The sequence below is a fragment of the Stenotrophomonas sp. 1278 genome, from assembly GCF_029892765.1.
GTDB classification, from domain to species: Bacteria; Pseudomonadota; Gammaproteobacteria; order Xanthomonadales; family Xanthomonadaceae; genus Stenotrophomonas; species Stenotrophomonas indicatrix.
On the sequence record NZ_JARXWD010000023.1, the window covers coordinates 1 to 22,148 of the forward strand.

24 protein-coding genes are annotated in these 22,148 nt (G+C 67.9%); 9 read left to right on the forward strand and 15 right to left on the reverse strand.

Features of this window, described 5'->3' with window-relative positions; genetic code table 11:
* Positions 1-197: 197 nt before the first annotated feature.
* Positions 198-791, reverse strand: coding sequence for a mechanosensitive ion channel family protein (locus M2299_RS16605; protein WP_025879067.1), 594 nt, complete (start codon positions 789-791; stop codon positions 198-200).
* Between the two features lie 35 nt (positions 792-826).
* Positions 827-1,006 carry a hypothetical protein gene (locus M2299_RS16610; RefSeq protein WP_032977115.1) on the reverse strand — a complete coding sequence of 60 codons (180 nt, stop codon included), beginning with the start codon at positions 1,004-1,006 and terminating at the stop codon, positions 827-829.
* Between the two features lie 126 nt (positions 1,007-1,132).
* Here M2299_RS16610 and M2299_RS16615 point away from each other — a divergent pair, with 126 nt between their 5' ends.
* The 3 genes from M2299_RS16615 to M2299_RS16625 are packed head-to-tail and all read left to right on the forward strand — an operon-like array spanning position 1,133 to position 3,123.
* Positions 1,133-1,711 carry an RNA polymerase sigma factor gene (locus M2299_RS16615; RefSeq protein ID WP_032977116.1) on the forward strand — a complete coding sequence of 193 codons (579 nt, stop codon included), beginning with the start codon at positions 1,133-1,135 and terminating at the stop codon, positions 1,709-1,711.
* A complete protein-coding gene (locus tag M2299_RS16620; protein ID WP_099784998.1) occupies positions 1,708-2,232 on the forward strand; it encodes a hypothetical protein in 525 nt (174 codons plus the stop codon). The genes M2299_RS16615 and M2299_RS16620 overlap by 4 nt, the downstream gene beginning before the upstream one ends.
* 12 nt (positions 2,233-2,244) lie before the next feature.
* Entirely contained in the window at positions 2,245-3,123 is an 879-nt protein-coding gene (locus M2299_RS16625) for a DUF4097 family beta strand repeat-containing protein (RefSeq protein WP_100436749.1), read from the forward strand.
* A 49-nt stretch (positions 3,124-3,172) separates the two neighbouring features.
* On the opposite strand, the gene M2299_RS16630 is transcribed toward M2299_RS16625, so the two are convergent.
* The 3 genes from M2299_RS16630 to M2299_RS16640 form a co-directional block, all read right to left on the reverse strand.
* Positions 3,173-3,355 (reverse strand): hypothetical protein, encoded by a 183-nt coding sequence (locus tag M2299_RS16630; RefSeq protein WP_025879072.1) that lies wholly within the window; start codon positions 3,353-3,355, stop codon positions 3,173-3,175.
* An 11-nt stretch (positions 3,356-3,366) separates the two neighbouring features.
* On the reverse strand, positions 3,367-3,660 hold the full coding sequence (locus M2299_RS16635; protein ID WP_051501656.1) for a YkgJ family cysteine cluster protein: 294 nt from the start codon (positions 3,658-3,660) through the stop codon (positions 3,367-3,369).
* Positions 3,661-3,890: 230 nt separating this feature from the next.
* Positions 3,891-5,252, reverse strand: coding sequence for an Hsp70 family protein (locus M2299_RS16640; RefSeq protein ID WP_223486228.1), 1,362 nt, complete (start codon positions 5,250-5,252; stop codon positions 3,891-3,893).
* A gap of 179 nt (positions 5,253-5,431) precedes the next feature.
* Between M2299_RS16640 and M2299_RS16645 the strand changes: the two genes are divergently transcribed.
* Positions 5,432-5,767 carry a zinc ribbon domain-containing protein YjdM gene (locus M2299_RS16645; RefSeq protein ID WP_280884705.1) on the forward strand — a complete coding sequence of 112 codons (336 nt, stop codon included), beginning with the start codon at positions 5,432-5,434 and terminating at the stop codon, positions 5,765-5,767.
* A 7-nt stretch (positions 5,768-5,774) separates the two neighbouring features.
* Here M2299_RS16645 and M2299_RS16650 read toward each other — a convergent pair whose 3' ends face one another.
* Positions 5,775-6,932 (reverse strand): transglutaminase domain-containing protein, encoded by a 1,158-nt coding sequence (locus tag M2299_RS16650; protein WP_099784996.1) that lies wholly within the window; start codon positions 6,930-6,932, stop codon positions 5,775-5,777.
* 229 nt (positions 6,933-7,161) lie between these two features.
* Between M2299_RS16650 and M2299_RS16655 the strand changes: the two genes are divergently transcribed.
* The 4 genes from M2299_RS16655 to M2299_RS16670 all read left to right on the forward strand — a co-directional run bounded on the left by M2299_RS16655 (position 7,162) and on the right by M2299_RS16670 (position 10,038).
* Complete coding sequence (locus tag M2299_RS16655; RefSeq protein WP_099843256.1) at positions 7,162-7,764, forward strand: hypothetical protein; 603 nt, start codon at positions 7,162-7,164, stop codon at positions 7,762-7,764.
* Positions 7,765-7,813: 49 nt separating this feature from the next.
* Positions 7,814-7,993, forward strand: a complete 180-nt coding sequence (locus tag M2299_RS16660) for an oxidoreductase-like domain-containing protein (RefSeq protein WP_099844378.1) — start codon at positions 7,814-7,816, stop codon at positions 7,991-7,993.
* Positions 7,990-8,607: a DUF998 domain-containing protein gene (locus M2299_RS16665; protein WP_099843254.1), complete on the forward strand. Its 618-nt coding sequence runs from the start codon at positions 7,990-7,992 to the stop codon at positions 8,605-8,607. The genes M2299_RS16660 and M2299_RS16665 overlap by 4 nt, the downstream gene beginning before the upstream one ends.
* 96 nt (positions 8,608-8,703) lie before the next feature.
* A complete protein-coding gene (locus M2299_RS16670) occupies positions 8,704-10,038 on the forward strand; it encodes an AcvB/VirJ family lysyl-phosphatidylglycerol hydrolase (protein ID WP_279323983.1) in 1,335 nt (444 codons plus the stop codon).
* A 94-nt stretch (positions 10,039-10,132) separates the two neighbouring features.
* Here M2299_RS16670 and mprF read toward each other — a convergent pair whose 3' ends face one another.
* Positions 10,133-12,697: a bifunctional lysylphosphatidylglycerol flippase/synthetase MprF gene (mprF, locus tag M2299_RS16675; protein ID WP_032977132.1), complete on the reverse strand. Its 2,565-nt coding sequence runs from the start codon at positions 12,695-12,697 to the stop codon at positions 10,133-10,135.
* A 192-nt stretch (positions 12,698-12,889) separates the two neighbouring features.
* Between mprF and M2299_RS16680 the strand changes: the two genes are divergently transcribed.
* Entirely contained in the window at positions 12,890-13,237 is a 348-nt protein-coding gene (locus M2299_RS16680) for a RidA family protein (RefSeq protein ID WP_025879081.1), read from the forward strand.
* 83 nt (positions 13,238-13,320) lie between these two features.
* On the opposite strand, the gene M2299_RS16685 is transcribed toward M2299_RS16680, so the two are convergent.
* From M2299_RS16685 to M2299_RS16720, 8 genes are all read right to left on the reverse strand, one after another.
* On the reverse strand, positions 13,321-13,695 hold the full coding sequence (locus M2299_RS16685; RefSeq protein WP_280884706.1) for a hypothetical protein: 375 nt from the start codon (positions 13,693-13,695) through the stop codon (positions 13,321-13,323).
* Positions 13,696-14,542: 847 nt separating this feature from the next.
* Positions 14,543-14,956: an Rnf electron transport complex subunit RnfB gene (gene rnfB / locus M2299_RS16690; protein ID WP_032952130.1), complete on the reverse strand. Its 414-nt coding sequence runs from the start codon at positions 14,954-14,956 to the stop codon at positions 14,543-14,545.
* Between the two features lie 24 nt (positions 14,957-14,980).
* Positions 14,981-15,571, reverse strand: a complete 591-nt coding sequence (locus tag M2299_RS16695; RefSeq protein WP_025879084.1) for an HAD family hydrolase — start codon at positions 15,569-15,571, stop codon at positions 14,981-14,983.
* 76 nt (positions 15,572-15,647) lie between these two features.
* Positions 15,648-17,720, reverse strand: a complete 2,073-nt coding sequence (gene metG / locus M2299_RS16700; protein ID WP_280884707.1) for a methionine--tRNA ligase — start codon at positions 17,718-17,720, stop codon at positions 15,648-15,650.
* 102 nt (positions 17,721-17,822) lie between these two features.
* On the reverse strand, positions 17,823-18,272 hold the full coding sequence (locus M2299_RS16705) for a DUF2147 domain-containing protein (protein ID WP_025879086.1): 450 nt from the start codon (positions 18,270-18,272) through the stop codon (positions 17,823-17,825).
* A gap of 373 nt (positions 18,273-18,645) precedes the next feature.
* The gene (locus M2299_RS16710) at positions 18,646-19,050 is read right to left on the reverse strand and encodes a VOC family protein (RefSeq protein ID WP_100436743.1); all 405 of its coding nucleotides are present in this window, start codon (positions 19,048-19,050) and stop codon (positions 18,646-18,648) included.
* Positions 19,047-20,117: a serine hydrolase domain-containing protein gene (locus M2299_RS16715; protein WP_280884708.1), complete on the reverse strand. Its 1,071-nt coding sequence runs from the start codon at positions 20,115-20,117 to the stop codon at positions 19,047-19,049. Before M2299_RS16715 ends, M2299_RS16710 begins: the two co-directional genes overlap by 4 nt.
* A gap of 16 nt (positions 20,118-20,133) precedes the next feature.
* Entirely contained in the window at positions 20,134-22,077 is a 1,944-nt protein-coding gene (locus M2299_RS16720) for a DUF885 family protein (protein ID WP_280884709.1), read from the reverse strand.
* Positions 22,078-22,148: the final 71 nt, after the last annotated feature.

Sequence of the window (22,148 nt, forward strand, 5' to 3'; positions counted from 1 at the left end):
GGGGCCGGTGGCAGGGGCGTGAGCCGCATGGATGCGGCGACCGAGCTTACATGGACGTACTTGCAGCGGCCCCTGCCACCGGCCCCACCCCGCCATCCCACAGGAATGCCGCTGTTGCTGTTGCTGATGAGGTTGCCGGCCAGCGGCCGGCACTACAGCCTCTGCGGGTGCAGGGCGCAGCCCTGCCGAACACCCCCTCAGCCGTCGCCCTGGATGCCGCCGGGCGCCTGCGTCGGGTCGCGCCAGCGCCGCACCGTGCGCTGGAAGAACAGGTTGTTCGGCAACTGCAGCACCGTGCCCTCGTGGCCGTTGCCGGTTTCCTGCAGCGTGGTGTAGATCAGGTTCACGTCGATCACCCGGCCCTTCAGCCCGGGCTTTTCGCCGTTCTCCAGCACTTCGATGTAGTCATGCAGGCGGAACGGTCGCGTGGTGAAGATCAGCAGCGTGCAGAAGATGTTGGACAGCACGCTCCAGGCCGCGAAGAACGCCACCGCGCCCACCGCAGCGAAACCGGTGAAGGCCGTCCACAGCACCGAGGGCGATGCGCCGAGCAGGCTGAGGATGTACAGCACCGCGCTGAAATAGACCACGAAGCTGGTGATCCGGCGCGCGCCCATCACCATTTCCGGCGGCAGCGTGTAGTGGTCGGCGAAGCGGCGGATCAGGCGCCGCGCCAGCACCCGAAGCAGCCAGGCGGCGAGCAGGGTGATCAGGATCTGCAGGGCGATCCCGATGTCATGCAGCCAGGGGTGGGTCCAGGCGGGCAGGTGGTCCTTCAGCGACAACATCATGGGGCGACAACGTGTGACGGAAACGGGGCTTGATGTTACCCGGCGCGTGTCGACGTTTCGACCGCCTGTGCCCAGGCAAGGCAGACAAGGTCCTGTTTGTGCTGCTGCAGGCAGGCGCGGCCGCTTTCGGCACGCCAGTGCAGGGAAACGTCGAACGCCTGCAGCAGCATGCAGGCCGCGATCGCCAGCAGGGCGGCGCAGGAAGGGCTGGACATGGGAGGCTCCTGGCCGGGCAGGCCTGCGGGGGACCTGTGATGGATGCAGCCAGGCGCGAAAAGGTTGCAACCGAAAAGCGCTCCGGAAGATCTAAACCTTTTTCCGGCAGGCCGCATCCAACGGATATGCTCGACACCACCATGCCCGCGCCGCCTGCCGCCAACGACGTCGTCGACGAAACCGCCTTGGTACGTGCAGCGGCGGCCGGCGATACCGCTGCCTATGAACAGCTGTATCGGCAGCATGCGCCGCGGGTGTTTGCCACCCTGTGGCGGCTGTGTGGCGGGCAGCAGGCGCGTGCCGAGGATGCACTGCAGGAAGCGTTCCTGCAGGCATGGAAGGCACTGCCCGGCTTCCGTTTCGAGAGCAGCCTGTCGACCTGGCTGCATCGGTTGGGAGTGAACGCCGCGCTGATGGAACTGCGCGGTCGTGCCGCCGGGCATGACCATGACAGCCTGGACGACGTGGACGGTGGGCTGCCGGAGATGGCGGTGCATGACGGCTGCGCCGGCACCGAACGCGACCTGGAACGCGCGTTGGCGACCCTGCCGCCGCGCGCGCGTGCGGTCTTGGTGCTGCACGATATCGAAGGCTGGAAACACCATGAAATCGCCGGCCAGCTGCAGATGGCGGTCGGCAGTTCCAAAGCACAGCTGCATCGCGCGCGTGGCCTGCTGCGCGCGCGCCTGGGAGACATGACATGAGTACGCACGACCCCGATCACGACCTGCTGGCGCGCCTGCGCGCCCTTCCCGCGGAACGCAGCGCACCGGCCGATGGCTGGGAACGCCTGTCGGCGCGGTTGCCACCCCGCGAGCCGGTTGCCGTGCAGCCGCCGGTGGACAACGTGGTGGCCTTGCCACTGCGCACCCGTCGACGCTGGTGGCTGCCGGTTGGCGCGGCGTTGGCAGCCAGCCTCGCGCTCTACGCGGTGGCGCCGTGGCGGCACGCGCCCGAGTCGCTGCCTGCACCCAGCGGCCTGCAGCTGCAGGCCGATGCGATGACCGAACAGTACCGGCAGGCAGTGGCGTCGCTGCCTGATGGCACTGCGCCGGAGTGGCAGCCCGCGCTGCATGAACTGGATCGCAGCGCGGAACAGATCCGCGCCGCGATGGCGCAGGACCCGCGTGCGCCGCACCTGCTTGGACAGCTCAAGCGGACCTATGCGCTGCGGCTCGAACTGACCCGGCAGGCGGCCCAGGCCGCCTCCGGTCTGACAACCTGAGGAGACCCCCCGATGCGAACCCTTTCCCCTTTCTGCGCGGCCCTGCTGCTGGTGCCCGCCATGGCGCTGGCCGATACACGCGTCGATGAACGCCACAATGTTGCTGCAGGCGGCCGCATTGAACTGAGCAACGTCGCTGGCAAGGTGACTGTACGCGGCTGGGACCGCAATGACGTGCAGCTCACCGGCACGCTCAGCGACGGCCTGCAGCTGCGCCAGGAAAAGAGTGCCAACCGGGTGCGCTGGGAAATCGAGTATCCGCGACGCGGCAACAATGGCGGCGCCACCTTGACCCTCAACGTGCCGCGCTCGGTGGAGCTGCTGCTGAGCACGGTCAGTGCCGACCAGGACATCAGTGGCGTGGACGTGCGGCGGCTGCAGGCCGACACTGTCAGTGGCAACCTTGCCGCCGCCGGTCGTAGTGGCGACAGCGTGCTCAATACGGTCAGCGGCAATGTCACTGCGCGGTTGCAGACCCCGCGGCTGGACGTGAACACGGTCAGCGGCCGGATCGAGGCCGGTGGGGGCGTTTCCGGTGAGATCGGGGCGCAGACGGTGTCTGGCCGGGTAGGCGTCGATGCCGGTCGCATCCAGCGCCTGGTGGTGGAGACGGTATCCGGAGGCATCGACCTGTCGGCGACCGCCTTGGCACCAGGCGGGCGCATCAACGTCGAGTCGGTCAGTGCCTCGGTCAGCCTGCGCCTGCCGCGCACGGTGTCGGCGCAGCTGTCAGTGAACAGCTTCAGCGGGTCGATCAACAGCGACGCCGGCAAGGTGGAGCGGCCGCGCTATGGGCCGGGCAGCAGCCTGGATGCGCGGCTGGGCAGCGGCGACGGCGATATCCGCGTGCAGTCGCACTCGGGTAGTGTGCAGGTGCGCCTGGACCGCTGAGCGCGGCCCGGCAGGCCGCGGCGGCAGCGCCGCCGCGGTCGGGGGAGGGTCAGCTGGCTTTCTTCAGCGCCCAGGTGGTACCGAGAACTTCAATCTTGCCACCGCTCTTGCGGAACGCGGCCAGGTCGGAGGCGATCGAGTCGCTGTTGACCACGGTGCTGGCGGATGCGCCCTTGCGTTCGCTGCGGATGCTGTTGCTGGCCTTCGCGGGGGTCTTTGCCTTGCGGGGCATGGTTGCTCCTGTCAGGTGGAAGGGGAGGAAAGCGCGCAGGATTCAGCCTGGCGCAGGTAGTCCTGCCGCTCGCGGCGGCAGTCGTCGCCGCCCATCGAAAACTGGCGGCAGATCGCCGGGCGCTGCGAATAGATCGTGCAGCGCAGGTGATACGGATCGATCGCCGCGCACCAGCCTTCCTCGTTGCGCGCCATCACGGCACGGCCGTGTGCATCGCGCGACAGGAACTGGCCAGGCACGTGGTCGCCGGGCTGCAGCAGCACCGGCAACCGGCAACAGACCGCGTCACAACGGCGGCAGTCGATGGGTGCTGGTTCAGCGTCAGGTTGTACGGCCACAGGGGCCTGGCGGGTGCCCAAAGCGGGTCTCGATGGCGGCTCGGGTAATACGCGGACCATGATCGAGCCAGAGGGCATGGTCGCCAGACCCGCTGGGCGGGTCAGGCTGCACCATGGGTACACACACCGGCGAGGCCAGCGGAAGGTGCAGCGGTTTTCTAGCCGGCCAAGCGTAGCTCAGACCGCGTAACGTTTTGTTAATCCCGGCTGGCTGCCGCCAGCGCGAGGCCCTGGACGACCCCCAACGAGGGCTCGCCGTGCACCATCCGGGCGCCCGGGAACGCCTCGGCAGCGGCCTGCCGCAGGTAGCCGGCGCGGGACATGCCGCCGGTCAGGAACACCGCGTCAGGGTCGCCGCCGATGTCGCTGCGGACCTGGGACAGCAGTTCGCGGATCTGGCTCAGGTAGCCATGGGCGGCGGCGGCCAGGCCGTCGGCGCTGTTGTCCACGTGCAGGTCGCGGGCGATGTAATCCAGCGTGCTGCGGTGTTCGCTGGCACCGCTGAGGGCGATCTTGGCGCGCTCGACATCGCGGTACAGGCGGGCGGTGTTGCCGGTGTCCTGCAGCGCCTGCAGGCGCGCGCCCCACGGCGCGTCGACGTTGTCGTAGTTGTGCTGGCGGAACTCGCGCTGGCGGGTCATGTCCTGCACGGTGGCCGCTTCCACGTAGTGGTGGGTGGGCACGCGGGTGATGCCGCGGCCGAACAGCGGCATGTAGCCGGACAGGCTCAGGGCCAGGTCGATATCGGTGCCGCCGCGGGCAATACCCCAGGCACGGTGGATGCGCGGGGCCTGGCTGCCGCCCACTTCGGCGTGCGCGATATCGGTGGTGCCGCCGCCGATATCGACGATCACCGCCTGATGGCGATCGCGGCTTTCAGCGTGGTAATGCATCGCTGCGGCGGCAGGCTCTTCAAGGAAATCGATGTGGTCGAATCCGGCTTGGCCGGCCGCTTCGCGCAGGATGTCCAGGGCCTGGTCGTTGCCGGCCTCGCCGATCGAGCTGCGGAACTGCACCGGGCGGCCGAGCAGGGCGCTGCGCAGCGGCTGGCCGAGCTGGGCGCTGGCGGTCAAGCGGATGTGTTCGAGGATGTGCGCGGCAATGCCGGTGATGGTCTGCCGCGCGCGTGGGTGCAGGTTGTAGCCGAGCATGGACTTCGGGCTCTGCACGAGGTTGCCTTCGTGCTCCTCGAAATACGCTTCCAGCGCGTCGTCGCCATAGACGGCGTTCTGCAGCAGGTCGCTGGCGCTGCGTTCCTTTCCGGCGCGAGCCTCCATCCATTCCCGGCGCAGGGCGCGCAGTGCCTCGCGGCGCAGGGCCTGTGGCGTGCGCTCCTGGCCAGCGGCGCGGGCTGCACGGGCGGCGCTGTCGATCAGCTGCTGCAGTTCGTGTTCCTGCCCGGCGTCGAGCTGGAAATCGTCCGGGTCGGGCACCACGCCGGGGAAGTACACGCTGGTGCGGAACTGCTCGGCCTCGCCGAAGCGGATCGGCAGCAGCTTCCCATCACGCACGATGGCGGCGGCGGAGTTGCTGGTACCGAAGTCGATGCCGAGGCGCATGGGGAGGTCCGGGGACGATCAGGGGCCGCGCACTCTGCTGGAGTTTGCCGCGCGCTGCAAGTTCCGGTGCCTGCCTCGGGCGGGGCGGGGCGAGGTCCGGTCCGGACCGACGTCGAAAAATGAACGAAAAGGCAGGGCGGTTACAATGGCCGCTGTTGATTCATTTTGAGGTACTTGCAATGTCTTCTGTTCCCGCCTGCCCGCAGTGCACCCTGGAAAACACCTATGCCGATGGCGCGCTGTGGATCTGCGCCGACTGCGGCTTCGAGTGGACGGCCGAAGAAGGTACCGGTTCGACCCTGGTCGTGCGTGACAGCAACGGCAATGCCCTGCAGACCGGCGACACCGTCACCGTGATCAAGGACCTGAAGGTCAAGGGCTCCTCAATCCCGCTCAAGCAGGGCACCGTGATCCGCAACATCCGCCTGGTCGAAGACGATGCCGAGCACATCGAGGGCAACTCGGACAAGATCAAGGGCCTGGTGCTGAAGACCTGCTTCCTCAAGAAGGCCTGATCGCGCCTCAGCGCTTGGCCTGCTGCGCACGCCAGCGGGCCAGGCTGTCCAGCTTGGCCTGGTAGCGTGCCTGCTGCGTTGATCCGCCCAGTTCCTGCGCCCGCAGCAGTTCGCGGTCCGCACGCTGCAGCCGGCCCGTCAGGAAATACACCCGCGCCAGGCCGAAGTGGAACTGGTGCGCGGTGTCGTACAGGCGCACCGCCCGCCGGTAGTACGTGATCGCCTTGTCCAGGTCGCCAGCGCGTTCGGCCTGGGCACCCTGCATGTACTGCGCGAACGGGTCCTCGCGCTGCACCGACTGCAGCTTCTTCTGCATGGCTTCCGCCTGCGCCGTCATGCCCAGTTTGCGATAGAGCGCACTGGCGTTGTTCAGCGCTGCACTCTGGCGTCCGTCCAGGCGCAGTGCCGTGTCCAGCGCCGTGCGGGCCGCCTGGTCATCGCCCAGGCGGTTGTCGAGCACGCCGATGTTGTTCCATGTCGAGGCGAACTCCGGATCCTGCGCCAGCGCGGCATCGAAGAAGGCACGTGCTCCGCTCAGGTCGCCATCGGCCAGCTGCTCCGCGCCCCGGTTGTTGTAGTAGTGCGCCAGCGCCCGTTCGCGGCCAATCGGTTGCGGCCCGTGGCGGTCGTACAGCACGTTGCGGTCCAGGTCGACCGTACCGTAGCGGCCACCGACATCCACGCCGGCGTTGACGTGCCCGACGTTGTAGACAACGCCTTGGTCCTGGTCCTGGTACCACGACACCACCTGGCCGACTTCCTGCACCCGCGCCTGGATGCCGGCCTCACGGGCGAGGGTGACGAACAGCAGGGTGAAGGCGAGGCAGTTGGCGCGCTGGTGCTGCCAGATCTCGCTGACGGTGTAGGTCGCATCGGCGTCGTACTGCAGGTCCAGGCCGTGCTGGCTGAAGATCATTTCCACCAGCGCCTGCAGGCGCTGGTCGCGCGAGTAGCTGCGGCTGATCACCTGCTTCTGCAGCATCTCGCGCATCGCCGGCGGGATCGCGAGCACCTGTTCGGGTGTCGGCACGCTGGCGGCGGTGACCTTTACGGTGGAGATGGTCGGGATGGCGGGCGCAGCGGCTGGAGCATCCTGCGCGGACAGGGCTGGCGCGCCGAGCGCGAGCAGTGGCAGGAGAAAGCATCGGGCGGCAAGACGGCGCATGACGGTTTCCGGCAGCGGCGGGCGCTCCCGCCTGCGGCCAGTGTAGACCCGGGCGTGGCGGTCCGCATCCACCGGCGGTCAGCGCTGCGCTTCGTCCACAGCCGGTGTGGACCAGCACGCGACAAACCTGTGGACAACTGTCCTACGCCCTTGCCCGGCACGGGATGTGAGTGGCTGGTGAAAAAACAGCCAGCTTGCCCGGCGGTGCCAAGGGCGGGATCATCCCTGCATGGACTTCGCCCCGCTGACTCTCGCTCCCGCGCATTGGCAGGCACTGCAGGATGCCTATGCGACGCCACCGCGCGCCTACCACCACTTCGGCCATGTGCGCGCGGTGCTGCAGCATTGCCAGGAGGTGGCTGCAGGTCCGGGCTGGCAGCAGCCGGCCGAGGTTTATCTGGCAGTGCTGTACCACGATGCGATCTACCAGGCCGGCCGCAAGGACAACGAGGCCAGGTCGGCCGCGCTGGCCCTGCAGGCGATCGCAGACTGGCCCGAGCTCGCATCGGTCGATGCCAGCCGGGTCGAGCAGTTGATCCTGCTCACCGCCCGCCATGGCGAGCTGGGCCCGGCCGATGTCGATGCCGAAGCGGCGCTGTTCCTCGACTGCGACATGGCGATCCTGGCGGCACCCGAGGAGGTGTTTGCCGCGTATGACCGCGGCGTGGCCGAAGAGTACAAAGGCGTGGTGCCGGGCTTCCTGTACCGCGCCGGACGCCGCCGCTTCCTGCAGGGGCTGCTGCGCGCGCCGCGGATCTTCCTCAGCGACTTTTTCGACCAGCAGCTTGATGCCGCCGCGCGAGCCAACCTGCGCCGCCAACTGGGCGCCTGAGCGCGCCGCTACACTACCCACCTGCCATTGCGTGGTGTTGTTTGCAGCCGTGACCGTCTCCGATACTCCTGCCGATCCCCGTCCGCTGCCGCCGGAAGAACCCGGTCCCAACGAGTGCTGCGGCAGTGGCTGCCCGTTGTGCGTGCTCGACCTGTACACCGAGGAGCTGCAGCGTTACCGCAAGGCGCTGGCTGAGTGGCAGGCACGGCATCCGGACGCTGGCCCATGACGCGGGCCCGTCCGGCCGCGACGCTGGCGCTGGTGGCACTGCTGTTGTTCGTGGTGACCGCGTTGTGGACGCAGTTCGCGCGGGCCGACCTGGATTGGGTGAAGGCCACCTTGAGCCTGTACCTGCATGGGCCGTGGGGCCTGGCGCTACGCAGCGCCTACTGCCTGCTGGCACTGGCCATCGCCGTGCTCGGTATCGCGTTGTATCGGCACAGCGTGGGGCCGCGGCGCAGCGCAGCGGCACCGCTGTTGTTCTGCGTGGCTGCCGTTGGCCTGGCCACCGTCGCCATCGGTGACAGCTGGCTGCCTGCGGCAACGCCGTTGCTGGCGCCGTTGATCCACGGCCTGGCCGCCAATACCGCCTTCCTGTGCGCCAGCGTCGGCATGCTGCTGCAGGCCTGGTACCTGCGCCGCGAGCCAGGCTGGCGGGGCAGTGCGGCGCTGTTGTGGGGCTGGGCCTGGCTGGCCTTCGTGCTGCTGTGGGTACACGTGCTGTGGCGCGGTGGCCCACCGCGTGGGCTGGGGCAGAAACTGGTGATCGCGGTGATCGTCGGCTGGCTGCTGTGGTTGGCGCTGGCGCTGTATCGCCGCGGGCGTGCCGCCGGCACCCGCTGAATCAACCACCTGCCCGATTGCAGGGCGCCTGTACCGGTACGTGCCGTGCACGCAGCAGCGGCGTATCGTGTGCGCATTCCAACGGGATGCGAAACGATGCGTGCAGGGCTGGGCAGGGCGATGGGACTGGTGTTGGCGCTGGCGGCGGTGCCAGCGGTGGCGTCAGTGCAGCAGGTCAGCCATGGACGTTTCGATCAGGTGCCGGTGCATGTTCCGGCCGGGGCACCGCAACGGGTGGTGATCTGGTTCCATGACGGCGCCGATGCCGATGACAGCCGCATGCCGATTGAAGCGCTGCGCGCCGATGGTGCACTGGTCGCATCGGTGGATGTGGCCCACCTGCGTGGCGTGCTCAAGCGCGAAGGCAACAGCAGCTGCGCGTTCGGCGCGGGCGATGTCGAGAATTTCTCGCGTTGGGTACAGGCGTTCCTGCATCTGCCGGGGTATCACCTGCCGTTGGTCGGCGGCAGCGGCGAAGGCGCCGAACTGGCCTATGCGCTGGCAGCGCAGGCCGACACCCAGGTCTTTGCCGGCCTGCTGACCTCGGGATTCTGCCCGGCACATGTGCACGAGCGCATGGTCTGCGGTGATGGCGTGAAGCACGACCGCCTGCAGCCCAGCGAACTGAATTTCCCGTGGTTGAACGCGGCCGGCGCGCCGGGGTGTTCGACCAACAGCGCTGGCCCGTTCGTGCAGCAGGTTGCAATGGCGCGTGAATTCAAGCGCACCGCCGCTGGCGATGCGACACCGGGGCTGGTGGCCGCCGCGCGGGTGATCGGCGCACAGGCCGGGGTCGCGCTGGCACCGCCGCCGGATGCCCTGAAGGGGCTGCCGGTAGTGGAAGTGCCGGCGCAGGGCAGCGGTGACACGTTGGCGGTGTTCGTTTCCGGCGATGGCGGCTGGGCCGGCCTGGACAAGGACGTGGCCGGCGCCCTGGCCGAACATGGCGTGGCGGTGGTTGGCATCGATTCGCTGCGTTATTTCTGGAGCGAACGCACGCCGCAGGGATTCGCTGTCGATCTGCAGAAGATCATCGGCCACTACCGCCAGCAATGGCAGCGCGACAAGGTGATGCTGATCGGTTTCTCGCAGGGCGCCGACGTGCTGCCAGCCACCATCAACCAGCTTGATGCAGGCACCCGCGCTGGCCTAGAGCGCATCGTGCTGCTGTCGGTGGGCAGGAACGCCGACTTTGAATTCCATGTCAGCAACTGGCTGGGCGGCGGTGGCGGCGGCCTGCCGATCGCGCCGGAAGTGGCGAAGCTGCCGGCGGACAGGACCCTGTGCGTGTACGGCGACAAGGACGAGGATGCGCTGTGCCCCGATCTGCCGGGCAACGACGGCGTGCACAAGGTCAAATTGCCGGGTGACCATCACTTCGGCGGTGACTACGATCGCCTGGCCGAGGTGATCCTCAAGGGCGGCGTGTAATCGGCCTCATGGAACCACCGCCGGGCATGGCCCGGCGCTACCCGTGCGGACGATCCATCAGGTGGCGCCGGGCCATGCCCGGCGGATCGGGGCGTCAGTTGCGCCGCGGGTCCAGCGAGATCAGCCGCGTGGCATCCAGCAGTGCAGCCGGCAGGTGCATGCCGCCGGGCGCGGCCAGGTAGCGCGGTCGCCACTGCGGATCGAACTTCGACTTGAACCTGCGCAGGCCGCTGAAGCCATAGAAGCGCTCGCCGTGTCGTGCGAGCAGGCCGGCCAGGCGGTTCCAGCGACCGGCCAGGCGGTGCTGGGCCAGGCCGGACAGCGGTGCCATGCCCAGCGAGAACCGTGCATAGCCCTGCGCGCGGCCCCACAGGAACAACTCGATGAACAGGAAATCCATCGTGCCCTTCGGCGCGTCGCTGACGTGGCGCATCAGATCCACCGACAGTTCGGCGCCCGCCGGTGCCTGCCACAGGTTGGCAAAGGCCACGATCCGGCCTTCAGCTTCGACCAGGGCGATCGGGAAACGCACGAGATAGTCCGGGTCGTAGCTGCCCAGCGAGAAGCCTTTCTCGTCGCCTGACTTGTCCTCCAGCCAGGCGTTGGAAATCGCATGCAGGCGTGGCAGCAGGGCAGGGATCTCTTCCGCCGGTGCTACGCGGAAGGACAGCCCGCCGCGCTTGCCGCGGTTCCAGGCTTGCCGCAGGTCGGCACGCTCGCGGCCTTCCAGACCGAAGTCGTGCAGCGGCACCATGGCCTCTTCGCCCAGCTTGACCAGGCCCAGGCCGAGATCGAGATAGGTCTGCCAATACGCCTCACCCACCTGGTAGAACACCGGGCGCAGTCCGAGCCGGTCGGCTTCTTCGCGGAAGCGCCAGATCAGTGCGCGCGCCACCTCCGGTGGCCCGACCGGATCGCCCATCGCGATCAGCGAGCCGCCGTAGCGCTGCATCATCACAAAGCCCTTGTGCTGCTCATCGCGCAGCACCGCCTTGTCGGCAGTCAGCACCAGGCAGGCCTGGGTGTCGGTGGCGCCGGCCAGCACCGGTGCCAGCGCCTGCAGGGTTGCGTCGTCGGCAGGCGGCAGCGGGCTGCGCGTGCTGTGCAGCAGCCGCGCCAGGCCGAACATCACCAGCGCCATCGCCACCAGCAGCAGTGCACGCAGCGCGCGCGGCGCATTGCCGGACACGGCGAACTGCCACCACAGCTCGTTCTGGTATTCGACGTGGCTGTAAGTGAAGAACAGCAGCCACGTCACCGCCACCAGCACCAGGCCGAGGTTGCGCAGCCATGGCCACGACCAGGCTTCGTCCAGCAGCGCGCCCTGGCGATAGAACTCGCGCCGCGCCGCCCACAGCGCCATCGCCACCAGTAATGCCGACAAGGCGATCAGCGGTTGGCCACCGCGCAGCCAGATCGGCAGCGGTGCGATCACGCAGATCGCCATCGCCAGCATCCAGGCCGCGTGGCTGCGGCGGGCCAGGCCCTGGCCGATCAGCAGCAGGGCGACGCCGGCCAGGCTGCCGATCAGGTGCGAGGTTTCCAGGATCGGCAGCGAGGCATTGATCAGGTGCCGTCGCGGTGTGGGCAGGGTGCCGTCGATGACCAGCGCGGCACCGACACTGAAGGCGGCCAGCGCGATGATCTGCGGCAACCACGGACGCAGCGCGTACCAGCCGGCGCGGGTGGCACCTGCGCTGGCCTGCAGCGGCTGCCGCAGCGCGGGCGCCAGGGCCAGCACGGTGGCCAGCAGCAGCGGCAGCACGTAGTAGCTGACGCGGTAGATCAATGCCGCCGCCAGTACTGCAGCCGGCGCCACCTGCGGCAGCAGCTTCAGCAGGCTCCACTCGAACACGCCAAGGCCGGCCGGTACCGTCGACACCAGGCCGGCCAGCACGGCCACCAGATACAGGCCGACGAAACCGGGCAGGCCGGTCGGCGTGGAATCGGGCAGCAGCACATAGAACGCGGCACTGGCCAGGACCAGTTCAACCACGCTCAACACGGTGACCCCGAGCATGGTGCGCCGGTCGGGCAGCCACAGGCCATGGCCGAAGATGCGGAACTGGCGACCGTTGCGGCCGACCAGGACGAAGGTGGCCGCATAGGCGAGCAGCGCGACGATGCCGACCACGCGCACCGCGCCGGGGTCCAGCGGCAGCGCAAGCGCGGCAGCGGCCGGCTCCATGCACAGCGCAACGCCGATCAGCAGCCACGCGCCGAAGATGAAGCCGAGCGTGCTCATCAGCACCACCTGGCCGATCTGCGCCAGGTCCAGGCCGGCGCTGCGGTAGCCGCGCAGGCGCACTGCGCCGCCGGTGAGGGCGGCAAAGCCCACGGTCTGGCCCAGAGTGTGGGCGAGGAAGGCGGTGATGCCGATCCGTGCCGGGTGCACGCGGATGCCACTGCGGCGCAGGCCGATCGCATCGAAGCCGATCAGGCAGGCGTAGCTGGCCAGGCCGAGCAGCACGGTCAGCGCGATCTGCGCAGCGCTGAGCTCGCGGAAGGCCTGGCGGATGGCGCGGTAGCCATGCTCGTCGAATTCGCCGGCCAGCCCATGCAGGGCCAGCGCGAGGATCAGCAGCGGGACGACGATGGTGACGACCCGCTTCCAGGTCGGTGTGGAAGGGGAGGCAGTGGAATCGGTGGGTGCGGTCATCGGCGCAAGGGTGCGTCAGAAAGGGCGAGGGCGGTGTCAACGCAGGCGTGGCGCATCGTGCGCCTGTCCACGCCGTTTGACCAGCACTGCCGCTGTGCTGGTGGTGGCGGTATCCAGTGGCCGCACCGGGCACACACTTCCAACGCCGGCTGGGTGAGAATGCAGTCCAGACCACCCGCAGGAGCCACGCCCATGATGGAGCGTTACGACGTCGGACCGCGCATGTCCGAGATGACCGTGTACAACAAGGTCGCCTACCTTTCCGGCCAGATTCCGGAAGACACCAGCCAGGACATCACCGGCCAGACCCGGCAGGTGCTGGCCGAGATCGACAAGCTGCTGGCGCTGGTGGCCAGTGACCGCCAGCACGTGCTGCGTGCGGAGATCTTCCTGGCCGACATGGCCGATTTCGAGGGCATGAACAAGGCGTGGGACGAGTGGGTGGTGGAGGGCGCGACACCGGCCCGTGCCACGGTTGAAGCCAAGCTTGCGCACGCCGAATGGAAGGTCGAGATCATCGTTACGGCGGCAGTGCCGTAATGACCGGACAGGGGTCAGATCCCATTTGCTCCGGAAAAGGGATCTGACCCCGTTTGCCGGGGGGGCAGACGCTGCAACATCCGTTACAGCTGCGGCTGCAGTCGTGTGCTTGCCTGCGTGCACAAGGCCAGGCAGGCCAGCATCAGGCCTTCCATGACCCGGTCGCCGACGTACTCCTCCGGCGCGCCGTTCTGCCGGGTGCGTTCGGCGGCCAGCAGGACCTCCTGCACCACGCGCAGCCCGGCCAGCGCGCAATCGGCATCGGCCAGCGCCATGCACCGGCTGGGAAGTTGATACCGCTCCGGCCACGGCTGACCGTCAGCGGCGGCGCCGGTACCGATGCGTCGCAGGGTCGCAACCAGCGTGGTGGGATCAAGCGATGGCGACGGTTCCGTGTCCTCGTCGGCGTCTGCCGGGCCGAGGTAGGCGTGCAGATGGGGGAAATCCGATGCGTTCATGGCAAGGCTCCGTGCAGGACAGACGGTAGCCGCCACTCAAAGGTGGCGGACGGAGACGTGGCTCGAAAACCGGTGTCGAACGCTCCGGCTGGCCCGAAGGCCCCCACGCCCCGCCCGCCATAGCCGGCAGACGGATTGCCAGCCGGCGCCACGCAAGGTGACACCGGCTGGCAAGCGTAAACAACGTTCGACAAAGCGGGTTTTCGAAGCCCGGCCACCTTTTTTCGGTGGCTCATCATCTGTAAACCTGCTGCTGCGCAATGCCAATCAGACGAGTTGCATTGCTCGCACCATCAAGACGCTTTCAGCATTTTTGCATGCTGTTGAAGGGCCTCAAGCGCAGCTGGCGCAGGGGGGGGCGAATGATCGAGCAATCTGCGACAGACATCCTGATTCGGCAGTTGCCAGCGTGCACGGTAAAGGTCGATTGCGACGAGGGTTCATGACATCGGACAGATAGTGCGGACCAAGGTCCGCACCCACCAACACCCCAGCCATAGCATTGCAGTTGCTCGACCGTCCGCCACGGATATCTGTCAGGGGCTGGTGGGCGGGGGCAAGCGGGACCGTTGGCGCCATGGGCCAGGCGCATGCGCCTGGCGGGTTGGGCAGGACGCCCAACCCAGGTCTTGCCGTGTGCGCAGGATAGCGCACACGAGCAAGGCGCCATCGAGCCCCCATGGATGGGTTCACGGCGTGTCCCGCTTGCCTCCGCCCACCCGCCCAGATCCTGAAGCCCAGGCAGCCGATGCTCCCAGCCGTTGCCGTTGCCGTTGCCGTTGCCGTTGCCGTTGCTGTTGCTGCTGCTCTCAGCACAACGCGACGCCGCGGCGTCGCAAAAAAAAACCTACACCAACACCAGCTCGATGCAATCCACCGGGCACGGTGGAATACACAACTCGCACCCCGTGCACAGATCGGCAATCACCGTGTGCATGTACTTCGCCCCGCCGACGATCGCATCCACCGGGCACGCCTGTATGCACTTGGTGCAACCGATGCAGTCAGCCTCCACGATCAACGCCACCTGCGGCGGCTTGTGCTCGCCCCGGCTGCGATCGAACGGCAACGCCGGCACACCCAGCACCTGCGCCAACGCCCGCGCACCGGCATCGCCGCCGGGCGGACAACGATCCACGCCTGCCTCGCCACGTGCCATCGCCTGCGCATACGGGCGACAGCCGTCGTAACCGCATTGCCCGCATTGGGTCTGCGGCAGCAAGCGGTCCAGGCGTTCGGTCAGGGGCGGAATCAGGCTCATGCGTGGCGAAGGCTGCGCGTTGGGTTACTTCAGGGGTTTGCCGCGGTACCAGCGCTCGTGCGCCAGGGCCAGCATCGGGCGATCCTCCGCGCTGTCACCGTAGGCATGGATGCGTGTGTAGCGTGACAGGTCGAACTGGCGGCGGATGTGCTCGACCTTGCGCGGACCACAATCGCCACCGGCGTAGCGGCCGGTCAGGCGTCCGCTTTCGCTTTCCAGTCGATTGCAGATCAGCTGCAGGCCCAGTTGTTCGCACCACGGCCGCAGGTACAGGTCCAGTGAACCGGACACCACCACCACGGTGTGCTGCTGCTCCTTGTGCCAACGGATCTGCTCCAGCATTTCCGGTCGCACGACATCGGGCAGGAACTCGCGGGAGAAGCCCGCAGCCAGCGTCTCGATGTCATCGGCGTGGCGCTCGCTGAAGGTCAACCGGGTCACCCGTGCGCGGATGCGCTCGGCGGAGATCAGTTTCAGCTTGTAGGCCAGCAGCCACGGGCCGACTTTCCACCAGGCCTGTGCCAGCTGTTCGGCGGTGGCGACCCGGCGCAGGAAGCGGCCATAGGTGTCGCAGGTGGTGACAGTGTGGTCGAAGTCGAACAGCGCCAGTTCCAACGCAGCATCTCCCATCACGGTACCTCCCTTCGCGGTGCTCATGACCGGGCGCGGCCAGGGCCGCGCCCGTACTGCATCAACGAACCGGCATGCCCGGCTGCGCGCCGCTGTCGGCGTCCAGCAGCGCCAGCGCGCCGCCATCGAAACCGGCCGACAGGATCATGCCTTCGCTCAGGCCGAAGCGCATCTTGCGCGGTGCCAGGTTGGCGATGAACACCACGCTGCGGCCGACCAGCGCTTCCGGCTCGCCGTAGCTGGCGCGGATGCCGGAGAAGATCTGGCGCTTGCCGAGGTCGCCGGCATCCAGTTCGAAACGCAGCAGCTTGTCCGAGCCTTCCACGAACTCGCACACCAGCACCTTGCCGATGCGCAGGTCGAGCTTGGCGAAGTCGTCGATGCCGATGTAGGCCGGCGCGTCGGCGCTCTTTGCTTCGTCCTTGGCCACTACCGGTGCGGCAGGCTTGCTTGCTTCAACCTTGGCAGCGGGGGCGGGGGTGGTCAGGGTGTCCTTGGAGGCGTCGATCATGGCGTCAATCTTCTTCGGGTCGATACGGGTGAACAGCGGGGTGTAGTCGGTGATGCGGTGGCCCAGCAGCGGCTGCGCCAGCTCGGTCCAGTCATTCACCGGCGCGGCCAGGAAGGCCTCGGCCTGCGCGGCGGTGGCCGGCAGCACCGGCTTCAGGGCGGTGACCAGTACGCGGAACAGGTTCAGGCCCTGGCTGCAGACCGCCTGCAGCTGCGCATCGGCGCCTTCCTGCTTGGCGATCACCCACGGCTTGACGTCGTCGATGTAGCGGTTGGCTTCGTCGGCCAGGGTCATGGTCAGGCGGATCGCCGCGGCCGGGTCGTTGCGCTCGTACGCCTCACGGATCGGCGCCAGGCCATCGACGAAGCGCTGGTACTGCGCCGCGTCGGGCAGCTGCGCGGCCAACTGGCCATCGAAGCGCTTGCTGATGAAACCGGCGCAGCGGCTGGCGAGGTTGACGAACTTGCCGACCAGATCGGCGTTGACGCGCGCGATGAAGTCGCCCAGGTTCAGGTCGAGGTCGTCGACGCCACCACCGGACTTGGCGGCGAAGTAGTAACGCAGTGCCTCCGGCTCCAGGCCGGCATCGAGGAACGTACGCGCCATCACGAAGGTGCCGCGCGACTTGCTCATCTTCGCGCCATCGACGGTCAGGTAGCCGTTGACGTGCAGGCGGGTCGGCGCGCGGTGGCCGGTGCCGTGCAGCACTGCCGGCCAGAACAGGCCATGGAAATTGACGATGTCCTTGCCGAGGAAATGATGCAGCTCGGTGCTGCTGCCGGCGCGCAGATGCGCTTCGAAATCCTCGCCGATCCTGCTGCACAGGGTCTGGAAGCTGGACAGGTAGCCGATCGGCGCGTCCAGCCAGACGTAGAAATACTTGCCCGGCTGGCCGGGAATCTCGAAACCGAAGTACGGCGCATCGCGCGAGATGTCCCACGCACGCAGGCCGCCTTCGGCGTTGAGCCATTCACCCAGCTTGGCCTTCACGCCCGGCAGGGCGACATCGCCGGCCAGCCAGTCGCGCAGGAAGCCGTCGAAATGGCCGACCTCGAAGAAGAAGTGCTCCGAATCGCGCATTTCCGGGGTGGCCCCGGAGATCACCGAGCGCGGCTCCTTCAGGTCGGTCGGCGCATAGGTGGCGCCGCAGACCTCGCAGTTGTCGCCGTACTGGTCGGCGCTGCCGCAGTTCGGGCAGATGCCCTTGACGTAGCGGTCGGGCAGGAACATGCCCTTGGCCGGGTCGTAGAACTGCGCCACCGAACGGCGGCTGATGTGGCCGGCCGCTTCCAGCTTCAGGTAGAACGCTTCGGTCAGCGCCTTGTTGGCGGCGGAGTTGGTCGAGTCGTAATGGTCGAAGGCGACGCCAAAGGCGGCGAAATCGCGCTCGTGGCTGGCCTGGATGTTGGCGATGAAGGTTTCCGGGGTGACCCCGGCCTTTTCCGCAGCCAGCATGATCGGCGTGCCGTGGGTGTCGTCGGCGCACACGAACCAGGCCTTGCCGCCACTCATTCGACGCGCCCGCACCCAGATGTCAGCCTGGATGTAGCCGACCAGGTGGCCCAGGTGCAGCGGGCCGTTGGCGTAGGGCAGGGCGGTGGTGACGAGCGCGGTACGGGTCATGGTCACGGGGTGCAGCCAGGGGGAACCGGGGATTATCGCATGCCCGCAACGCGGTGACCCGGCCGGAGCCGGGTCACCAGGGCATTGCCGGGGCCGTGACGCTTACTCGCGGACCCAGGTCTGCGCGCGGCAGATGAAGGCGATGCAGCCGGACACGTCCAGCTTGCCGCCGCCCGGCTGCAGCTCGATCTTCGAGCGGTAGGTCTTGCCGTTGGCCGGGTCGAGGATGGTGCCACCGGACCACTTGCTGGTGGTGCCCTTGTCCTGGCTCAGGTTCCAGAGGATGGTCATGCCCTTCACCGGCTTGTTCTTGTTGGCGCCCTCGCAACCATCGCAGACCGGGTTCGGGCCCTTGTCCGAGTGCAGGATCTCGACCACCTTGCCGGACAGCGTGCCGTTGGCGGCCTGGCTGATCTCGACGATCGACTTCACCTTGCCGGTCTTGTCGTCGATGGTCTTCCAGCGGCCGGCGGCACTGTCGGCGGCCTGCGCGGAGAGCGCGGCCAGGCACAGCGGCAGCGCCAGCAGCAGGGTCTTGAAGGTCTTGCGCATGGTCCCCTCCCAGGGTTCATTCCGGCACGATGCCGGTACGGGTCGACTGTATACCCATTCGGCGGGGTATGGGGAAGGGGGGCTTGGGCCGGGTTGCACCCGGCACCCGCTACGGCAACAGCAACAGCACAGCAACAGCGTGCATTCCGTGGGATGGCGGGGTGGGTCCGGTTGCGGGGGACGCCGTAAACCCATCCATGGGGGCTTGGCCGCGGCATCCATGCCGCGGACACCCCCGCAACCGGACCCACCCCGCCTTCGACAGGTTCCGCGATCGGTTGGAATGGCGTTGCCTGCTCTTGGTGGGTGTCGACCTTGGTCGACACGCAGATCCATGTCATGCGTTGATGAATGCTTGTCGATTGAAAATCGCTCAGCCGGTCTCGTACAGCTCCAGTGGCAGGTCGTCGGGGTCGGCGAAGAAGGTGAAGCGGCGGCCGGTGTATTCGTCCACGCGGATCGGTTCGCATTCCACGCCGTGGCGGGCCAGGCGTTCGACGAAGGGTTCCAGCGCGGCTACCCGGAACGCGAGATGGCGCAGGCCCTGGGCTTCGGGGCGGCTGGGCCGTGGGGGGGGCGAGGGGAAGGAGAACAGTTCCAGCTGGCCGCCATCGGGCAGGGCCAGGTCCAGTTTCCACGAGTCGCGTGCCGCGCGGTGGTTCTCGGCCAGTATGCGCAGGCCCAGCACGCGCACGTAGAAGTCTTTCGAGCGGGCGTAGTCGCTGCAGATCAGTGCGGCATGGTGGATGCCCAGCAGGCCGGTGGTCGTGGTGGTCATTGCAGGGTGTCCAGCCAGCGCTGGGCGATCTTCAGCGCCAGCGGATAGGGTTCGGGTGCGTTGCGGTTGCTCAGCACGATGACTGTCAGGTGCTTGTCCGGGTAGCGCAGGATCACGTTGCGGAAGCCGATGCTCTCGCCACTGTGCCAGTGCATGCGGCGGTTCAGGCGCCAGCCGAAGCCGTAGTGCGGTACGTCCGCTTCGGTGGTGGCGGTGGCCGGGCTGAACATGGCCTTGCGTGATGCGGCCGACAGCAGGCGGTCGTCGTACAGGGCCGCGTCCCAGCGGGCGAGGTCGTCCAGCGAGGAGTAGATGCCACCATCGCCGAGCACGGCGCTGGTGGTGCTCTGGTCGGTACGTTGCCAACGTCCGTCAACTTCGCTGTAGCCACAGGCACGCTGCGCGACCCGGTCGACCCCGTCCTGGTGGGCGACGGTATGCGCCATGCCCAGCGGCTGGAAAATGCGCTGCTGCAGGAAGCTGGCAAAGTCGCTGCCGGCGGCGCGGCCGACGATCAGCGCCAGCAGTGCGTAGCCGCTGTTGCTGTAGCGGTACTGGCTGCCGGGTGCGAAGGCGAGTCGATCTTCGCGGGCCAACAGCGCCAGCACATCGGTGTCGTGCACCTGCCGGGTGTCGGCAGGGTCCATCAGGTCTTCGTAGTCCAGCAGGCCGCTGGTGTGCGACAGCAACTGGCGCAGGGTGATGCCGGCAGCAGCGGGCGGCAGTTCCGGCAGCCAGCGCCGCGCGGGCTGGTCCAGCTCCAGGCGGCCGTCCTCGACCAGCAACAGCACCGCCGCAGCGGTGAACTGCTTGCTGACCGAGGCCAGGCGGAAGTTGCTGGCCGGCGTGACTGCGCTGCCATCTTCAACCACGGCCAGGCCGTAGCCGCGACGGAACACCGGCTGCCCGTCGTGCAGCACCAGCACCGCTGCGCCCGGCACCTGGCCGTCGTAGGCCTGCATCAGTCCATCGATGCCTGCATCCGGAGGTGCCAGCGGTGCCGCTGCCAACGCTATCGACGGCAGCAGAGCGAGAACCGTGGCACACAGCAGGGCGGCAGGGCGCATGGCAGCTCCGTGGCGGTCAGGGCGCGGGCGCAGGCGTTGCAGCGGCCGGCTGCGCCAGCCAGCGTTCGATCTTGTGGTCCAGTACATCCAGCGGCATCGAACCGTCCTTCAGCACTTCGGCATGGAAGCGGCGCAGGTCGAACGCAGCGCCCTGGCGTGCCTTGGCCTTGTCGCGCAGGGCGATGATCGTGGTCAGGCCGGCGACGTTGGACAGCGCCTGGCCAGGCTGGGCCATGATCCGTTCCACTTCCGCGTTGGCATCGTCAGCACTCATGTCCACGGTTTTCTGCAGATAGGTCACGGCCTGCTGCTTGCTCCAGCCCTGCGCATGCACGCCGGTATCGGCGACCACGCGCGCGGCGCGCAGCAGGCGCGAATACAGATAGCCGATGCGGTCGTACGGATCGGTGTACGCGCCGAGCTCGTCGCCCAGGGTTTCCGCATACAGGCCCCAGCCTTCGACGAAGGCAAGGTCACCGCCGAGGCGGCGGAAGCGCGGCAGCTTGGTCAATTCCTGCTGCAGGCCCAGCTGCACATGGTGGCCGGGAATGGCTTCGTGCAGGTACTGCACCGGCACGTTCCAGCGCTTGCGGCTGGGCAAGTCGCGGGTGTTGACGAACAGCACGCCGGGTTGTCCCGGCGGCGACGGCTGGTAGGAGGCTGCGGCGGCGGTCATGGCACGCTCCGGTTCCACTGCACGGATCTGCAGCGGCGCCTTCGGCAGGGTGTCCAGTACCTGCGGCAGGCGTGCATCGACCTGCTGCTGCACCTGCCGGTAACGGTTGAGCAGCGCGTTGGCATCGCTGTACTGGAACTGGCGGTCGTTGCGCATGCTGCGCAGCAGCTTGGCCTGCGAACTGCGCAGCTTGCCGTCGCGCATCACCGTGGTGATCTGCGCCTGCAGCTCCTGCACACGCTGCTCGCCCAGCGCATGCAGCTGCGCGGCGGTCTGCTGGCTGGCGGTGGTCTGCACGATCAGGTTGGCGTACCAGGCCTGGCCGTCGGGAAGTGCGCCAAGGCCGCTGCTGCTGCGCGTGGCAGGCAGGTATTCGGTGGCGATGAAGCCACGCAGGGCGCGGTAGGCCGGCATGATGCGCAGTTCGATCATGCGCTTGTACTCGGCGCTGATGCGCGCCTTGTCTTCGGCGGAGATGGACTCGGGCATGGTCCGGATCGGCGACCAGAAGATGCTCTCTTCGGCGGTCGGCTTGATCACCGCGTCCAGCTGCGGCAGTACCTTTTCCATCAGGTCGCGCGGCTGCACCACGCCGGCCTTCATGCCCTGGCGCATGTTGTCGATGGCCTGCTCGAACAGGTCGGGGATGCCCAGCGAGCGTCGCGACCAGGTGTCGTAGTCCTTGGCCGTGTTGAACGGCTGTGCGCCAGCACCGGCGCCGAGGATGGCCATGATGCTGCCGACGTTGTAGTACTGGCTGATCGGCATCATCCAGCTCGGATAACGCTCGGCGGCCAGCGAAGCGCGGGCATCACGCACGAAGATCTCGTAGCTGAGCAGGTCCTGCCCCTGCAGGCCGTCGCTGCCGATCTTCTCGACCTTGCCCAGCCATTCGGTAGTGAAGTCGTGCGATTGCTGGCGCCAGGCGGCAGAAAGGATGTTGGGCAGCTGGTCGTTGTAGCGCGGCTCGCCCTGGAAGGTGGCCTGCAGCGGGTTCAACCGCATGGAGGCATCCCAGTATTCCTCGTACAGCCGCTCCAGCTGCACCTGCTTGGGCACCGCACGGGCAGGGGCGACCGGGCGCGGCGCGGCGCGGCGCGCCGAACTGCCGCGGGCGGGCGTGGTGGCACGTGTGCCGGCGCGGGCCTTCGGCTTGGCCGCCTGGCGGGTCTGCGCGGCGGCGGGGCGGCTGCCCTTCTTCTTCGCTGCTTCGGCCGGCGGAACGGCGCTGAACAGGAACAACGCGGCGATGGCGGCGGCCAGGACGCGGGGGGAATACGGCATCAAGAAGCTTCCGTGGAACACAGACCGTGGAGCTTGCACGATCCGCGCGCGTACGGCCAGCGTGGGGGCGC

What these genes read in the sequence shown, in the direction of transcription:
- M2299_RS16605 (WP_025879067.1), bottom strand. Translation starts at nt 791, where the DNA reads ATGATGTTGTCGCTGAAGGACCACCTGCCCGCCTGGACCCACCCCTGG.
- M2299_RS16610 (WP_032977115.1), bottom strand. Translation starts at nt 1,006, where the DNA reads ATGTCCAGCCCTTCCTGCGCCGCCCTGCTGGCGATCGCGGCCTGCATG.
- M2299_RS16615 (WP_032977116.1), top strand. Translation starts at nt 1,133, where the DNA reads ATGCTCGACACCACCATGCCCGCGCCGCCTGCCGCCAACGACGTCGTC.
- M2299_RS16620 (WP_099784998.1), top strand. Translation starts at nt 1,708, where the DNA reads ATGAGTACGCACGACCCCGATCACGACCTGCTGGCGCGCCTGCGCGCC.
- M2299_RS16625 (WP_100436749.1), top strand. Translation starts at nt 2,245, where the DNA reads ATGCGAACCCTTTCCCCTTTCTGCGCGGCCCTGCTGCTGGTGCCCGCC.
- M2299_RS16630 (WP_025879072.1), bottom strand. Translation starts at nt 3,355, where the DNA reads ATGCCCCGCAAGGCAAAGACCCCCGCGAAGGCCAGCAACAGCATCCGC.
- M2299_RS16640 (WP_223486228.1), bottom strand. Translation starts at nt 5,252, where the DNA reads ATGCGCCTCGGCATCGACTTCGGTACCAGCAACTCCGCCGCCGCCATC.
- M2299_RS16645 (WP_280884705.1), top strand. Translation starts at nt 5,432, where the DNA reads ATGTCTTCTGTTCCCGCCTGCCCGCAGTGCACCCTGGAAAACACCTAT.
- M2299_RS16650 (WP_099784996.1), bottom strand. Translation starts at nt 6,932, where the DNA reads ATGCGCCGTCTTGCCGCCCGATGCTTTCTCCTGCCACTGCTCGCGCTC.
- M2299_RS16655 (WP_099843256.1), top strand. Translation starts at nt 7,162, where the DNA reads ATGGACTTCGCCCCGCTGACTCTCGCTCCCGCGCATTGGCAGGCACTG.
- M2299_RS16665 (WP_099843254.1), top strand. Translation starts at nt 7,990, where the DNA reads ATGACGCGGGCCCGTCCGGCCGCGACGCTGGCGCTGGTGGCACTGCTG.
- M2299_RS16670 (WP_279323983.1), top strand. Translation starts at nt 8,704, where the DNA reads ATGCGTGCAGGGCTGGGCAGGGCGATGGGACTGGTGTTGGCGCTGGCG.
- mprF (WP_032977132.1), bottom strand. Translation starts at nt 12,697, where the DNA reads ATGACCGCACCCACCGATTCCACTGCCTCCCCTTCCACACCGACCTGG.
- M2299_RS16680 (WP_025879081.1), top strand. Translation starts at nt 12,890, where the DNA reads ATGATGGAGCGTTACGACGTCGGACCGCGCATGTCCGAGATGACCGTG.
- M2299_RS16685 (WP_280884706.1), bottom strand. Translation starts at nt 13,695, where the DNA reads ATGAACGCATCGGATTTCCCCCATCTGCACGCCTACCTCGGCCCGGCA.
- rnfB (WP_032952130.1), bottom strand. Translation starts at nt 14,956, where the DNA reads ATGAGCCTGATTCCGCCCCTGACCGAACGCCTGGACCGCTTGCTGCCG.
- metG (WP_280884707.1), bottom strand. Translation starts at nt 17,720, where the DNA reads ATGACCCGTACCGCGCTCGTCACCACCGCCCTGCCCTACGCCAACGGC.
- M2299_RS16705 (WP_025879086.1), bottom strand. Translation starts at nt 18,272, where the DNA reads ATGCGCAAGACCTTCAAGACCCTGCTGCTGGCGCTGCCGCTGTGCCTG.
- M2299_RS16710 (WP_100436743.1), bottom strand. Translation starts at nt 19,050, where the DNA reads ATGACCACCACGACCACCGGCCTGCTGGGCATCCACCATGCCGCACTG.
- M2299_RS16715 (WP_280884708.1), bottom strand. Translation starts at nt 20,117, where the DNA reads ATGCGCCCTGCCGCCCTGCTGTGTGCCACGGTTCTCGCTCTGCTGCCG.
- M2299_RS16720 (WP_280884709.1), bottom strand. Translation starts at nt 22,077, where the DNA reads ATGCCGTATTCCCCCCGCGTCCTGGCCGCCGCCATCGCCGCGTTGTTC.